This is a genomic window from Pseudonocardia kujensis, assembly GCF_021283305.1.
Taxonomy (GTDB): Bacteria; Actinomycetota; Actinomycetes; order Mycobacteriales; family Pseudonocardiaceae; genus Pseudonocardia; species Pseudonocardia kujensis.
Map to the genome: position 1 here is coordinate 46,108 of NZ_JAJSOK010000044.1, position 14,688 is coordinate 60,795.

Below are 14,688 nucleotides of genomic sequence, written 5' to 3' on the forward strand. Positions count from 1 at the left end.
CCCGGGAGGGCCCATCCGATGTACGTCGTGATCATGGGCTGTGGCCGCGTCGGCGCGTCCCTCGCCGCCGGGCTCGAACGCCTCGGTCACGAGGTCTCCGTCATCGACCGGGACGTGCAGGCCTTCCGCCGGCTCGGCACGGACTTCCGCGGCCGTCAGGTCGTCGGGTTCGGGTTCCACCGCGAGGTGCTGATCGAGGCCGGGATCGAGAAGGCCGACGCGTTCGCCGCGGTCTCCTCCGGTGACAACTCCAACATCCTGTCCGCCCGGGTCGCCCGGGAGACCTTCGGCGTGGAGCGGGTGGTCGCCCGGATCTACGACGCCAAGCGCGCCGCCGTCTACGAGCGGCTCGGCATCCCCACCGTCGCCACGGTGCCGTGGACCACGGACCGGTTCATGCGGATGGTCCTGCCCGACGGCGTCGCGACGGCGTGGCGCGAGCCCGCCGGGACCGTCGCGATCCTGCCGCTGCCGCTGCACGAGGACTGGGTCGGGCACCCGATCCGCGAACTGGAGGAGGCCACCGGTTCCCGGGTGGCGTTCCTCGTCCGGTTCGGCACCGGCGTGCTGCCCACCCGCGAGACGGCCGTGCAGGCCGACGACACCGTCTACGTGGCGGCGGTCTCGGGCACGGTCTCCGACGTCACGGCCGCGGCGGCCGCACCGCCCACCGACTCCTGAGAACCCGAGAGGGCGTGAGGTCATGAGGGTCGCCATCGCGGGGGCCGGAGCCGTCGGCCGCTCCATCGCGCGGGAGCTCGTCGAGAACCAGCACCAGGTCATGCTCATCGAGCGTGACCTCAGCCACATCGACCCCGCCGCCGTCGAGGAGGCGGAGTGGGTGCACGCCGACGCCTGCGAGCTGCAGACGCTCGAGGACGCCGGCATCGAGAGCTGCGACGTCGTGATCGCCGCGACCGGCGACGACAAGGTCAACCTGGTCGTCTCCCTGCTGGCCAAGACCGAGTTCGCGGTGCGCCGGGTGGTCGCGCGGGTCAACGACCCCCGCAACGAGTGGCTGTTCGGCGAGAACTGGGGCGTCGACGTCTCGGTCTCCACCCCGCGGCTGCTCGCGGCCCTGGTCGAGGAGGCCGTGGCCGTCGGCGACCTGGTCCGGCTGCTCACCCTGCGGCAGGGCCAGGCGAACCTCGTGGAGGTCACGCTGCCCACGCACACGCCGCTGGCCGGGCGTCCCGTGCGGGACCTGGCGCTGCCGCCGGACTCCGCGCTGGTCACGATCCTGCGCGGCGGCCGGGTGATCGTCCCGCAGGCCGACGACGCGCTGGAGCCGGGCGACGAGCTGCTCTTCGTCGCGACCGCGGCCGTCGAGGAGGAGATCCGGGCGGCCGTCGTCGGGGCCTGACCCGGCCTCCCCGGGCCGCGCGCCGAGGCGGCCCGCGCGGCCCTCAGCTCGTGGCGGGGGTGCGCTCGGCGCGGCGGACGGCGACGACCGTCCCGACGATCGCGAGGCCGAGCAGCGGGTAGCCCATGACCAGGCGGGCGATCCCGAGCCAGGTCTCCTCGTCGGCGTTGTACAGCCAGCCCTGCACCACGAGCCGGGCGGCGAACACCAGCGCCCAGAGCGCGCTGGCCCAGCTGTACGCCTTCAGCATGCGGGGGTTGCGGCGCCAGTCCTGCCCGTGCCCGTTGACGGCGTGCCAGACGACGCCGGCGAGCGGCCACCGGACGACGATCGAGATGAGGAACGCGACCCCGAGCGCGGCACTGTAGAGCAGGCCGGGCAGATAGAACCCGCGCGCCTCGCCGGTGCGGTAGGCGATGAACGCGCAGACGGCCACCCCGAACAGCCCGGAGACCGCGGGCTGCAGCGGCTGCCTGCGGACGATGCGGAACAGCGCCACCAGCACGCCGGCCGCGATCGCGGCGATCAGGGCGGGCTTGAGCGCGAACAGGACGTTGGCGACGACGAACACCGCCACCGGGACCGTCGACGCGATGATGCCGGGGATGCCGCCCATCTGTTCGAGGAGCGTGGGGCGGCGCTCGGTGTCGACCGTGTCGTTCGCGGTGTTCGCGGTCTCCGCGGCGCGGTCCGCCGGGGCGCCCGCGGTCTCCCTGGCCGGGACGCGCGGGATTGGGCCCGTGGCCGAGTCATGGTCCGCCGGTTCGCCGGCCACCCGCGGGAGACGGGTGGTCGGCTGGTCCCCCTCGGGACCCGACGTCACTGCGCCTGGCAGATCTCGTAGTACGGGTTGTACAGGACCTTCCGCCCGTCGCGGACCGAGATCCTGCCGCGCACCCGCATCGTCCGGCCGGGCTCGATGCCCGGGATCCGGCGTCGACCCATCCAGACCAGCGTCACTCCCTCGGTGCCGTCGTACAGCTCCGCCTGGAGCTGCGCGCTGCTGTCGTCCTCGGGGCAGAACTCCACACTCCGGAGGCGACCCAGCATGGTCACCTCCTGGCCGCACGCACACTCGCTCGCGCGTTGCGCGCCGGAACGCTCGGAATCCTCGGACAGGTCGTCCGCGTCCAGGACGTCGACGTCGCTGGTGAGCTTGCGAAGCATGCGGCGGAACGCCCCACCGTCCGTGCTGCCCATCTCTCTCCTCGGCTGCTGGGGCGCGCGCCGTCTCCCTTGATCCGGCCGCTGCCCGTGCAAGGGTAACGCGGGAGAAAGGGGAAGTGTGCCCCGAACGAGCGGGTTCATGCGCCCGGGCGCACTCCCGATCTCCTCCGTCGGTGAGCGGCGCGACCACGGCGCCGACCTGCGGCTGCCCGGACGGGTGAGAAGCCGGTCCGCGTCCGGATGATGCCGTTCTGGGCGGATCTCCCGGCGCAGGGTCCCGCTCGTCGGCGCGGTGGGTGGTCGTGACCCTGCTCGCACGCCGTTCGGCGTGCCGGTGGGGTGACGGCGGCGTTCTCGGCAGAGGTTCGATCGTCGTCCTTCGCGCCACCGGTCGGGGCATCGTCCAGGAGCTCCGACGTGCGCGGAGGACGGGCCGTGTGGGTGAGCGCCAGGAATGCGTCTTCGCGCGTCGGACCCGGCGGCGCGCTCCGTGCTGGTGTGCCGGCCGGTCGCCACGGGTGTGGCGGGCGGCGGCCTACTCGGGCCGGCGGTGACGGCCGCGGTCGGGGTCGCCGCCGTCGAGCGGGTCGCCGCCGTCGAGCGGATCACCGCTGTCGAGCGGGTCACCGCTGCTGAGCGGGTCACTGCCGTTGAGGAACGACAGCGCCGGCCGGGCGCCCGGGCCGTGGCCGTGGCGGCGCTCGTCGGGATCGGGCTTCCCCTGGCCGTGAACCGCGCCGGGCTCGGGCGCGCCGTACCCGTTCGGGCTGCCGTGGCCGTTCGGACCGCCGAAGCCGTTCGGGCTGCCGTGGCCGTTCGGAGGGCCGTAGCCGTTCGGAGCGCCGTAGCCGTTCGGAGCGCCGAAGCCGTTCGGAGCGCCGAAGCCGTTCGGAGCGCCGAAGCCGTGCGGAGCGCCGAAGCCGTGCGGAGCGGGCCGGCCGTCCGGGCTGCCGTGGCCGTTCGGGGCACCCCGGCCGCCGGGGCCCGGGGCGTCGTGGCCGGGCGCCCCTCCGGGGCCTTCGCCGTTCGGGCCGCCCCAGCCGTTGCGGCCGCCGTGACCGTTCGCGCTCCCGTGGACGGCGTGCCCGTTGCCGGGATTGTTGCCGTTGCGGGGGGCGGGACGGTGGTCCGCGGCGCGGTCGGTGGACTCGGCCATGAGCGCGTCGAACAGGCTGGTCGGGACGTCGGCCGGCGAGCCGGGGCCCGTGCGGACGCCCGCGAACCCGGTCACCTCGCGGCCACCGACCTGCGACGACCAGCCGGAGGCGGTGTACCCGTACTGCGGCAGCCGCCCGGAGTCGCGGTCGACGGTCTCGTAGCCCGGACCGGGCGGCTGGTGCACGGTCGGGGTCCAGCCGTCGGGCCGGCCGTCGGCGGTGTGGCCGCCCTGCGGCGCCCCGTACAGGCCGTCCCGGGGTCCGGCGCCGCCCGCCCGGGGCGGGCCGCCGGCGACACCGTTCTGCCGTTCGGCGCCCCAGCCGGTCGCCGACGGGTTCGGGTTCCCCCCGGCGCTCGCGGCCGGCTGCGGCCCGCCGGCCCAGCCGCTCGGCTGCTCCGACACGCGGCCGGGCTGCCCGCCGGCGCCTGCCCAGCTGCCGCTCGGCTGCTCGGAGGCCCGGGCCGGGCGCGGCGCGTCCGGGAACTGCGGGTCGTGCCCGGGCCGGGCGGACCCCGGCGCGCCGGACCAGCCGTTCTGCTGGTCGGCCCAGCCCGAGGGCGCGTCGGCGGGGCGACCACCGGTCGCCCGGGCACCGCTCGTCCGGTCGGCCTGCGGCTCCGCGTGCCGCGCACCGCCGCCCGCCCGGAGCTGTGCGGAGTCCGGCCCGCGGTGGGCCGGCTCCTCGTCGGACCAGTCGGGTCGGTACTCCGCGGTCGCCCACCCACCGCTGTGCGGGGTGGCCCGCGGCGCGGGGTCGACGGTGCGGTCGGCCCAGGGCTCGGCGCCGGCCCCACCCCGACCGACGACGGGCAGGGCGCGCGTCTCGCCCGCGCCGGCCGGGCCACCCCGGCCTGCGGCGTCCGAGGGCGCCGGGGCACCGGGTCCACCCGCCGGGAACCCGCTCGGGCCCGCGTGCGCACCGGTCGAGGGCGCGGCCGGACCGCCGAGGAGCGGGTCCGGGCCGGGGCCCTGCGGGCCCTGCTCGCCCGGCACGTGGCCCACGCCGTCGGCGGGCGGGAAGGGCGAGCCGGCCGGGGCGAACGAGCTCCCGGTTCCGGGGCCGTAGGCACCGGACCAGCCGGTCGCGGGAGCACCACCCGGAGCACCGGGCACACCGCCCTGCTGGACCGCGGGGCCGGGTCCGCCCGCGGCTCCGAAGCCACCACCGGGCCCGAAGCCTCCGCCGGTCTCCGCTCCCCCGGGAACGCCGTGCCGACCGCTCGGGTCGCCGAACGGACCCGGCCCGCCGGCCGGTCCGCCGATGCCCGGGGTGGACGCACGTCCGCGCGGGTCGGGGCCGAACGGTGCGGGGGCCGCCGGGCCCCCGAACGCCGCCGCGCCCCCACCCCGACCACCGGCTGCGGGGCCACCGAAACCGGGACCGCCGCCCGCCGGGCCGCCGCCGGTCGGGCCGCCGAAGTCCGCACCGCCGGCCGGGGCACCGAAGACCTGGCCGTCGGACGCCGGGCGACCGGTCGGGCCGCCGAAGACCTGGCCGTCGGACGCCGGACCACCGAACGAGGGGCCGCCGAAGCCGGGCTCGCCGCCGGGCTGACCGACGGCGGGCCCACCGAAGCCAGGTCCACCGACGCCGGGCCCACCGGAGCCGGGTCCGCCGGCACCGGGCCCACCCGTCGCGGGGCCGCCGGAGCCACCCCCGGGCACACCGAAGCGGCCGCTCCCGGGCCCGCCGACCGCGGGGCCGCCGAACTCCGGACCGCCGGGCCGCGGCCCGCGCGGCAGGCCGGGCTGCGGCGCACCCGTCACACCGGCACCACCGGGCGCACCGGGCGCACCGCCACCAGGCGCACCGGGCGCGACGGCACCAGGCGCACCCTGCGCCCCTGCCGATGCCGCGGGTGCCATCGGACGGGCCCCGCCGGGAGCACCGCCCTGCCCGATCGGAGCCGGCCCGCCGGGCGCCGGCGGCGCCACCGGGTCGGACCCGCTCGCGACCGGCTCCTCCGCCTCCGTGGCGGGCGAGACCGTGCGCGTCCGCAGGGTGAGCGTGGCCTTGGGCTGCGGCGCCTCGGCATCGGGATCGGGGGCCTCGTCGACCGCCGACGGGAGCGTCAGGGGCAGCACCGTCCGCGGCGGGTACGGAGACTTGCCGCGCACCACGATCGTGCCGCGCAGCATCCGCCGCATCTCGGCGTCGAGCCGCTCGGCCTGCTCCTCGGGACCGGCCGCGACGCCGTAGACCATCCAGCGCTCGCCGTCGATGCCCACGAACACCGAGGACGCGATCTGCGTGGTCGCGCGCAGCTCCCGGCCCCACTCGCCGGTGTAGGAGCGCACGGTGGCGCCGCCCTCGCGCAGCGACTCCGCGATCTCCTCGCAGAGGTCCTTCCACAGCCCGCCGGAGCGGGGCGCCGCGAGCGCGGACAGCGACAGCCGCCCGCCGCCCGGCATCGAGATGTGCACCGCGGACAGCCGCGCGCCGTCCTCCGGCTCGACGACGCTGCCCTGCGGCGGGATCGGCACCTGCACGGCGCCGAAGTCCATCCGCGTGAGCGCGTCGGTCATCTCCGGGTCGAGCTTGGCGACGTCGAACGGGCCGAAGTCCGGCCCGTCGTAGTCGCTGTCGTACTCCTCGTCGAACTCACCGTCGTAGTCGCCGTCGTACCCGGGATCCACCGAGTCGTCGGCCTCCAGGTCCTCGAGGTCCTCGCCGTAGCGGACGCTCACGGTCCGTCCCCTCCTGCCAGCCGGTCGTGCCCGCCCGTCGAGCCGTGGCCGCCCGGTCCCCGGTCGGAGGCCGGGAGCTCGGACACCTCGACGAAGCGCGCGTACTCCACCTTCTGAACGACCAACTGGGCGATCCGGTCACCCCTGCGCAGCGAGATCTCCTCGCGAGGGTCGTGATTGATCAGACACACCTTGATCTCGCCGCGGTATCCGGCGTCGATCGTGCCCGGCGCGTTGACGACCGACAGCCCCGCGTGGGCGGCCAGCCCGGAGCGCGGGTGCACGAAGCCGGCATAGCCCACGGGCAGCGCGATCGCGACCCCCGTGCCGACGACGGCGCGCTCGCCGGGGGCGAGGACGAGGTCGGACGTGGTCGCGAGGTCCGCCCCCGCGTCGCCGGGTCGGGCGTACGCGGGCAGGGGCATCTCGGGGTCGAGGCGGGTCAGCAGCACGTCGACGAGCGGCGTGACCATCGGCTCGTGCGGGGGAGCATCGATCGGGCCGGGCACGACGGGCGACGTTACAGTGGGTCGTCGTGAGCGAGCACCCGTCCAGCGCCGGTCCTGCGACGTCCGGCCGTCCTGGGTTCGACGAGCGGTTGAGTACGCCGCTCTGGTGGTTCCTGTTCGCCGGCGGCGTCGCCGTGCTGCTGGGCGCCGAGATCCACATGGGATATCCGGGGGTGCGCTCCTGGATCGGCTACGTCGTGCTGATCCCGCTGGCCCTGCTGGTGGTGTGGCGGCTCGGCAGCGTCCGGGTCCGGGTGACCGGGACCGAGCTGGTCGCCGGCGACGAGCGGATCGCCCTGGAGCACGTCGGCCGGACGCAGATCGTGTCCAAGGAGGACAAGCAGCAGGCGCTGGGCCCGGAGCTGGACCCGATCGCCCACGTCCTGCACCGGGGCTGGATCGGCCCGGTCGTGCGGATCGAGACGCGCGACCCGGCGAGCCCGGTGCCGTACTGGGTGGTCAGCAGCCGCCGCCCGGAGGAACTGGTGGCCGCGCTGAGCGCCGCCCGGGCCTGAGCGGGCCCGAGAACGCCGAAAGGGGCGTCCCGGCAACCCGGGACGCCCTCGTCGGTCTCCGCGGCGGATCCGGGTGGATCCGCGTCATGTCGCTGTCGTGTCGCTCCGGTCGGGGCGGTGGCGCCGTCGTCAGGCCGCGCAGTCGCGGCAGATGAACAGGTTGCCGCGGGTCTCGGCCAGCCGGCTGCGGTGGTGCACCAGGAAGCAGCTGCCACAGGTGAACTCGTCCGCCTGCTTCGGCAGGACCTTGACCGTGAGCTCCTCGCCCGAGAGGTCCGCCCCCGGGAGCTCGAAGCTCTCCGCCGTGTCCGACTCGTCGACGTCGACCACGGACGACTGCGCCTCGTTCCGACGGGCCTTGAGCTCGTCGAGCGAGTCCTCCGCCATGTCGTCGGCCTCGTTGCGCCGCGGTGCGTCGTAGTCGGTAGCCATCGTTCCCACCCTCAGTACTCTTCGTCTTCGGTCGTGCCGCTGCACAACGTTCCGGCCGCGGGCGTTTGTGCCCGACGTCGGAGTGACGCCGGTCTCACCCGTTTGCGGAAGAGCGCAGCCCGGTCGGGACCAGGGCGCGGACCCACCGGCTCGGCCCCGCGACCGGGCCCCGCGAAACGTCGTGGCTCCCCCGTCGGCGCGCAGAGGGTAGCCGAGCGGTCAAGCCCCCTGCACCGGGCCCACCCGTGTCGTCCGCCCGTCGCCGCCCCGCGGGGGCGTTAGGGTTCCGCCGTGCTGATCCGCGGGGTGTGTACGGCTGGGGTGGACGCGTGAACGCGGGGCTGCGTCCGTACCGGCGGCGCCGCACCCGGCCGGTCGCGATCACCGTCGCGGCCCTCGCCGTGGCGGCCCTCGTGACCTGGACGATCGTGTTCGTCAACTCCGCCGCGGAGTCCGGCCTCGCCGCCTGCAACACGCCGGCCCCGGGGTCGGCCGGCAGCGTGCTCGACTCCGACGCCCTGGCCGCGGCCGCCCCGACGCCGCCCGCGGAGGTCCGGGCGACGGTCCTCAACGCCGGCGGCCAGCGCGGCCAGGCCAACCTCGTGGCCGCGCAGCTCGGCGACCTCGGGTTCGGCGAGGCCCGCCAGCCGGACAACGACCCGCTGTACCCGAACGGCGACCTCGAGTGTCACGGCCAGCTGCGGTTCGGGCAGTCCGGCGAGGGCGCCGCGGCCACCCTGCAGCTCGTCCTGCCCTGTCTCGAGCTGGTGCAGGACGAGCGCGGGGACGACACGGTCGACGTCGCCGTCGGCACCGGGTTCACCGACGTCAACCCCGTCCGCGCCGTCCGCGACGCCCTGGAGCAGCTGGGCGCCCCGGGTTCCGGCGAGACGGGCGAGGGCCAGCAGGTGGCCACGCCACAGCTCGACCCGCAGGTGCTGGCCGAGGCGCGCGCGGCCGCCCGCTGCTGACCGGCCCGGCCGGCGGCGGACCGTCGGCACTCGGAGATCCGGGTCAGACCCCGGCCGCACCCGCCTCGCGCAGGAGCTCCGCGAACGCCGCCGCCACCCCGGGCGCGGCGGCGATCGTCACGTCCTCCCCCAGCTCGGTGCCGTCCGTGCGGCGTCGTCCGGGCGCGGGTCGCACCCGGACGACGGCCCCCGCCTCCCGCGCGATCAGCGCCGCGGCCGCCCAGTCCCACCAGTGGATGCCGTGCTCGACGTAGGCGTCGAGCTGCCCCGCGGCCAGCCCGCACAGGTCGAGGGCCGCCGACCCGGTCCGCCGCAGGTCACGGACCCGTGGGAGCACCGCCGCCATCATCGCCGCCTGGCGCGCACGCCGGCCCGCGTCGTAGGAGAAGCCGCAGGCGACCAGCGCCTGGGAGAGCTCGGTCTCGGCGGTGACCCCCAGGGGCACGCCGTCGCAGGTGGCCCCCGCCCCGGCGGCCGCGCTCCACACGCGTCCCGACGCCGGCTCGACGACGGCCCCCGCCAGCGACACCCCGTCCCGCACCGCGGCGACCGACACGGCGTACCAGGGCATCCCGTAGAGGTAGTTCACGGTGCCGTCGATGGGGTCGACGACCCAGCGGGCGGCCGCGGCGTCGCCCGCGGCCTCCTCGCCGTACACCGGCTCGCCGGGCCGCAGCCGCGCCAGCCGGTCGCGGACGAGCCGCTCCAGGGCCTGGTCCGACTCCGTGACGACGTCCGTGGGCGTGCTCTTCGTGCCGACCGCGCCGGTCTCCCGGGGTGCCGGCAGCGTGCGCAGGTGGGCCGCGGCCTCCCCCGCCACCTGCTCCGCGACACGCCGGAGCTCGGCGAGCTCGGCGGCGTCCGGAAGGGTGGTCGTGTCCGTGCCGGGTACCCCGGCCGTACCGGGAGGGCTGCTCGGGACCATGTCGCCCATCCGACCACAGGCCGCAGGTCGGCGACGGTTTCGGTCCGGCCCGCCGGGTGCCGCCCGGCGCAGCGGGGCGTCCGTCCGGCCCGCCCGGGCCCTCTCTGAACCGATGCGGGTGCTCTGAAGAGGGCGCGACCGGCGAGCACCGGGCCGCAGCGCAGTTACAATGGCTCAGAACTTCACCCCCGGGACGCGCGCCGACCCCACGAGAAACGGCGGCGACCGGCGAGGCGAAGTCACTCGAAGCCAGCCGGACCGGAGCGCCCGTCGCGTTCTCGGCAGCTCCGGCGGACCGCAAGCGCACGCAGCGAGAGGGCCTAGGTGGCAGCCGCAGACTCCGCAACCCGAACCGACTCGACCGTGGACGAGACGGCGGCCGCACCCGCCCGTCGTGGCCGCGGGGCGGGTACCGCGACGAAGTCCCGGCCGGCGCGCCCACGTGGGGGCGCGAAGCCCGGCCCGAAGACGCCGGCCAAGAAGAAGGCGACCTCGCCGGAGGGCGACGAGGAGGCCGTCGACCTCGACGACGCCGAGCTCGGCGAGGACGTCGAGCTGGAGGACGTCGAGATCGACGACGTCGAGGACGACACGGCCGACGCCGCCGACTCCGCCGAGGACGAGGACGAGGACGACGAGGAGGAGGAGCCGGCCAACACCGGCGCCAACCGTCGTGCCCCGACCACCCGCTCCTCCCAGCAGAAGTCGACCGAGTTCGTCTGGGACGAGGAGGAGTCCGAGGCGCTGCGCCAGGCGCGCAAGGATGCCGAGCTCACCGCGTCGGCCGACTCGGTCCGCGCCTACCTCAAGCAGATCGGCAAGGTCGCGCTGCTCAACGCGGAGGAGGAGGTCGAGCTCGCCAAGCGGATCGAGGCCGGCCTCTACGCCGCCGAGCGGCTGCGCCGGGCGATCGAGGCCTCGGAGAAGCTCTCCCCGCAGCTGCGCCGCGACCTGCGCTGGATCGTGCGCGACGGGGAGCGGGCCAAGAACCACCTGCTCGAGGCGAACCTGCGCCTCGTCGTGTCGCTGGCCAAGCGCTACACCGGCCGCGGGATGGCGTTCCTGGACCTGATCCAGGAGGGCAACCTGGGCCTGATCCGTGCGGTCGAGAAGTTCGACTACACCAAGGGCTACAAGTTCTCGACGTACGCGACGTGGTGGATCCGCCAGGCCATCACCCGCGCGATGGCCGACCAGGCCCGCACCATCCGCATCCCGGTGCACATGGTCGAGGTCATCAACAAGCTCGGCCGCATCCAGCGCGAGCTGCTCCAGGACCTGGGCCGCGAGCCCACCCCGGAGGAGCTGGCCAAGGAGATGGACATCACCCCGGAGAAGGTGCTGGAGATCCAGCAGTACGCCCGGGAGCCCATCTCGCTGGACCAGACCATCGGCGACGAGGGCGACTCGCAGCTCGGCGACTTCATCGAGGACTCCGAGGCGGTCGTCGCGGTCGACGCGGTGAGCTTCACGCTGCTGCAGGACCAGCTGCAGTCGGTGCTGGCCACGCTGTCCGAGCGCGAGGCGGGCGTCGTCCGGCTGCGCTTCGGCCTCACGGACGGCCAGCCGCGCACGCTCGACGAGATCGGCCAGGTCTACGGCGTGACCCGCGAGCGGATCCGGCAGATCGAGTCGAAGACCATGTCCAAGCTGCGCCACCCGTCGCGGTCGCAGGTCCTGCGGGACTACCTGGACTAGGCCCTTTCCGACGCGCGGCCCCGGGCTCTCCGCCCGGGGCCGTCGTCGTTCTCGGACCCGTTCCCGGACTGCTCCGTCCGGCGTACGGACGCACCTCCCGCGCCACACCACGTCCCCGGCTCTGACGACGGGCGTTAACGGCGCTGCCGGTCCATACGTGCTCGGTCACGGACGATCGATCACGTACAGGAGCAGCGCATGAGCCTCACCACGGACACCCCCGAGCTCGGCTCGCTGGTCACGGGCGCGGTGCTCGCGCCCGGCGACCAGGGCTACGCCGACGCCGCCGCCGGCTACAACCTCGCGACCGAGCACCGCCCGGACTTCGTGGTCCGCGCCGCGGACGCGCAGGACGTGGTCGCGACCGTCGGGTACGCCCGCGCCACGGGCCGGCGGGTGGCCGTGCAGGCGACGGGGCACGGGGCCGCGGCCGCCGGGCCCGGGACGGTGCTGGTCGTGACCGCCGACCTCGACACGCTCGCGGTCGACCCCGCGGCCCGGACCGCCACGCTCGGTGCCGGGGTGCGCTGGCAGCAGGTCCTCGACGCCGCGGCCCCGCACGGCCTCGGCGGGCTGTGCGGCTCCTCGCCGGGCGCCGGTGTCGTCGGCTACACCCTCGGCGGCGGCCTGAGCCCGATCGGCCGGACCTTCGGCTGGGCGGCGGACAACGTCCGGTCGATCGACGTCGTCACGCCCGACGGCGTGCTGCGCACCGTCGACGCCGACCACGGTCCCGACCTGTTCTGGGCCCTGCGCGGCGGCGGCGCGGCGTTCGGGATCGTCACCGCGATGACCATCGACCTCGTGGAGGTGCCCGCGCTCTACGCGGGCGGGATCTTCGTCGACGCCACGACCGCCGACGTCCCCGCCCTCCTGCGCACCTGGCGGGACTGGGCGGAGACACTGCCCGGGACGGCCGGTCCCTCCGTCGCCCGGCTGAACCTCCCGGACCTGCCGATGGTGCCGGAGCCGTTGCGCGGCAAGGCCGTGTTGCACGTCCGGTTCGCGTTCGTCGGCGACGCCGCCGAGGGTGAGCGGCTGCTCGCGCCCCTGCGCGCCGCGCTGCCCGAGCCCCTGCTCGACGCGGTCGGCCCGCTGCCGGTCCCCGCGTTCGCCGCCATCCACGCCGACCCGGTCGACCCGATGCCGTTCGTCGACCGCGGGGTCCTGCTCGCGGAGCTGCCCGACGCGGCGCTCGACGCGTTCGCGGAGATCACCGCGCCCGCCGCCGGCCTGCCGTTCGTGCTCAGCGAGATCCGGCTGTTGGGTGCGGCCTTCGCCCGGCCGCCGGCGGTGCCCAACGCGGTCGCCGGCCGGACCGCGGCGTACTTCCTGGACTCCGTCGGGATGCTGGTCCCGCCGGTCGCCGAGCACGTGCCCGGCGCCCTCGCCGCGATCGTCGAGCGGCTGCTGCCCTGGTCGACCGGCGGCACGACCACGAACATCGCGGGCGGCGTCGACCCGGAGGCGGTCGAGCGGTTGCGGACCGGGTTCGGCCCGGAGACCGTCGCCCGGCTCGACGCGCTGCGCGCCGAGGTCGACCCGGAGGGCCTGCTCGACCCGGCCGCCCGCTGGACCAGCCCGCCGCTGTCGCCCGCCCAGGGCGTCTGATGGCCGACGGCCCGGGGACGGCCGCGTCGAACGCCGAGCAGCGGGCGCAGTGGAGCGGGGAGCTGGGGTTGCTGTGGGCCGCCCGGGCCGCGCAGTTCGAGGCGTCCGCCGCCGGCTACGACGCGGCCCTGCTCGAGGCCGCCGCGCTCGGGCCGGGCCTGTACGTGCTCGACGTCGGGTGCGGGACCGGCTCGGTCACCCGCAAGGCGGCCGCCGCGGTCGCCCCCGGCGGCACGGTGACCGGGGTCGACATCTCGACGCCGATGCTGCAGGTCGCCCGGGACCGCAGCGCCGAGCTGGCCGGGGTCACCTTCCTCGAGGTCGACGCCCAGGTCCACGACTTCGCCGGCCGCTACGACCGGGTGGTCAGCCGCGCCGGCGTGATGTTCTTCGGCGACCCGCCGGTGGCCTTCGCGAACCTGGTGCGCGCGCTGCGGCCGGGCGGCCGGGTGGCGTTCCTCGTGTGGCGGTCGCTGGCGGAGAACGCCTGGTTGTCCGACCTCCTGCGGGCCGTGCTCGGGCGCCCGCCCCCGGCGCCGCCGCCCGGGCCGGGCGCGTTCGCCCTCGCCGACCCGCAGGAGGCCCGGGCACTGCTGGAGGGGGCCGGGCTCGCCGAGGTCGGCGTGCAGCCGTGCGCGGCGCCCGTGGTGCTGGGCCGCGACGTCGAGGAGGCGTTCGGGCTGGTGCGCCGGATGCTGGCCGGGACGCTCGACGGGCTCGGGCCCGGCGCGCAGGAACGGGCGGTCGCGAACCTGCGGGCGGTCCTGACCGGGGGGTCCGGGCCCGACGGCGTCGCCCTGGCCTCGGCCGCCTGGCTGCTGACCGGGCGCCGGTCCGGACCGGTGGCGGCGCCGAGCCCGTGACCGGGCGCTCCGGGCACCGACCCCGAGCAGCGGCTTCCCGGCGCGTCGCGCCCGCGCTTCACTGGCCGGGTGCAGACCGTGGCCCGCAGCCCCGTCCTGGTGGGACGGGCGGCCGAGCTGGCCGAGGTGCGCCGGCTCGTCGCCGCGACGGCGGCGGGCGGCGGCGGGTCGGTGGCCGTCGTCGGCGAGGCCGGGATCGGCAAGACCCGGCTCCTCGACGAGATCGCCGCCGCCGCGACGACAGCCGGGCTGACCGTGCTCACCGGGCGGGCGGTGCCCGGCGGCGGGGTGTTCCGGCCGCTCGCCGAGGCCGTCCTCCCCCGGCTCGACGACCCGGCCGCGGCGGCCGACGGGGTGCGCCCCTACCGCTCGGCGCTGGAGCGGCTGCGCGCGGGCACCGGGCCGGAGTCCGGGCCCGGCGCCCCGGACCAGGCGGTGGTCCTGGGCGAGGGCCTCCGCCGGCTGCTGCGGGCGGTGGGGCCCGGCGGCTGTGTGCTGCGGCTGGAGGACCTCCACTGGGCGGACCGCGACACCCTCGCCACCGTGACGTCCCTGACCGGCGCGAGCCCCGGGCTGCTCGTCGCGGTCTCGAGCCGCCCCGGCCCGGCGGCCGGGCAGCTGACCACGGCCCCGGGGATGCGGGTGCTGGAGCTGCGGCCGCTCGACCGGTCCGGGGTCGCGGCGCTGGTGGCCGCCTGCCGTGGCGGCGCTCCGCCGTCCGACGACGAGGTCGCCGCCCTGCACGCCCGCTCCGAGGGGCTGCCGTACGTGGTCGAGGAGCTGCTGG

At 76.4% G+C, this 14,688-nt stretch carries 14 protein-coding genes; 8 read left to right on the forward strand and 6 right to left on the reverse strand.

The features are described 5' to 3' along the window. The first annotated feature begins 18 nt into the window (after positions 1-18). Both LWC35_RS25905 and LWC35_RS25910 read left to right on the forward strand, forming a co-directional pair. Positions 19-681: a potassium channel family protein gene (locus LWC35_RS25905; protein WP_232872862.1), complete on the forward strand. Its 663-nt coding sequence runs from the start codon at positions 19-21 to the stop codon at positions 679-681. A gap of 22 nt (positions 682-703) precedes the next feature. Next, on the forward strand, positions 704-1,363 hold the full coding sequence (locus LWC35_RS25910; RefSeq protein ID WP_232872863.1) for a potassium channel family protein: 660 nt from the start codon (positions 704-706) through the stop codon (positions 1,361-1,363). 43 nt (positions 1,364-1,406) lie between these two features. Here the strand turns inward: LWC35_RS25910 and LWC35_RS25915 are convergent, their stop codons facing one another. From LWC35_RS25915 to dut, 4 genes are all read right to left on the reverse strand, one after another. Next, positions 1,407-2,138, reverse strand: coding sequence for a DUF3159 domain-containing protein (locus LWC35_RS25915; RefSeq protein ID WP_232872864.1), 732 nt, complete (start codon positions 2,136-2,138; stop codon positions 1,407-1,409). Between the two features lie 44 nt (positions 2,139-2,182). Then, positions 2,183-2,563: an OB-fold nucleic acid binding domain-containing protein gene (locus tag LWC35_RS25920; protein ID WP_037051928.1), complete on the reverse strand. Its 381-nt coding sequence runs from the start codon at positions 2,561-2,563 to the stop codon at positions 2,183-2,185. Between the two features lie 502 nt (positions 2,564-3,065). Beyond that, positions 3,066-6,377, reverse strand: coding sequence for a DUF3710 domain-containing protein (locus LWC35_RS39585; RefSeq protein WP_308194672.1), 3,312 nt, complete (start codon positions 6,375-6,377; stop codon positions 3,066-3,068). Beyond that, entirely contained in the window at positions 6,374-6,850 is a 477-nt protein-coding gene (dut, locus tag LWC35_RS25930; RefSeq protein ID WP_232872876.1) for a dUTP diphosphatase, read from the reverse strand. Before dut ends, LWC35_RS39585 begins: the two co-directional genes overlap by 4 nt. A gap of 62 nt (positions 6,851-6,912) precedes the next feature. Here dut and LWC35_RS25935 point away from each other — a divergent pair, with 62 nt between their 5' ends. Further along, complete coding sequence (locus LWC35_RS25935; protein WP_232872865.1) at positions 6,913-7,401, forward strand: DUF3093 domain-containing protein; 489 nt, start codon at positions 6,913-6,915, stop codon at positions 7,399-7,401. A gap of 129 nt (positions 7,402-7,530) precedes the next feature. Here the strand turns inward: LWC35_RS25935 and LWC35_RS25940 are convergent, their stop codons facing one another. Further along, entirely contained in the window at positions 7,531-7,833 is a 303-nt protein-coding gene (locus tag LWC35_RS25940) for a DUF4193 domain-containing protein (protein ID WP_232872866.1), read from the reverse strand. 329 nt (positions 7,834-8,162) lie between these two features. Here LWC35_RS25940 and cei point away from each other — a divergent pair, with 329 nt between their 5' ends. After that, positions 8,163-8,804, forward strand: a complete 642-nt coding sequence (gene cei / locus LWC35_RS25945) for an envelope integrity protein Cei (protein ID WP_232872867.1) — start codon at positions 8,163-8,165, stop codon at positions 8,802-8,804. A gap of 43 nt (positions 8,805-8,847) precedes the next feature. Here the strand turns inward: cei and LWC35_RS25950 are convergent, their stop codons facing one another. Then, positions 8,848-9,729 (reverse strand): inositol monophosphatase family protein, encoded by an 882-nt coding sequence (locus tag LWC35_RS25950; protein ID WP_232872868.1) that lies wholly within the window; start codon positions 9,727-9,729, stop codon positions 8,848-8,850. A 324-nt stretch (positions 9,730-10,053) separates the two neighbouring features. Between LWC35_RS25950 and LWC35_RS25955 the strand changes: the two genes are divergently transcribed. The 4 genes from LWC35_RS25955 to LWC35_RS25970 all read left to right on the forward strand — a co-directional run. Beyond that, on the forward strand, positions 10,054-11,427 hold the full coding sequence (locus LWC35_RS25955) for an RNA polymerase sigma factor (protein WP_308194673.1): 1,374 nt from the start codon (positions 10,054-10,056) through the stop codon (positions 11,425-11,427). Positions 11,428-11,625: 198 nt separating this feature from the next. Beyond that, a complete protein-coding gene (locus LWC35_RS25960) occupies positions 11,626-13,038 on the forward strand; it encodes an FAD-binding oxidoreductase (protein WP_232872870.1) in 1,413 nt (470 codons plus the stop codon). Beyond that, a complete protein-coding gene (locus tag LWC35_RS25965) occupies positions 13,038-13,901 on the forward strand; it encodes a class I SAM-dependent methyltransferase (RefSeq protein ID WP_232872871.1) in 864 nt (287 codons plus the stop codon). Before LWC35_RS25960 ends, LWC35_RS25965 begins: the two co-directional genes overlap by 1 nt. Before the next feature lie 69 nt (positions 13,902-13,970). Continuing rightward, positions 13,971-14,688 (forward strand): AAA family ATPase (locus tag LWC35_RS25970; protein WP_232872872.1); only part of this gene is annotated, 718 nt, incomplete at its 3' end.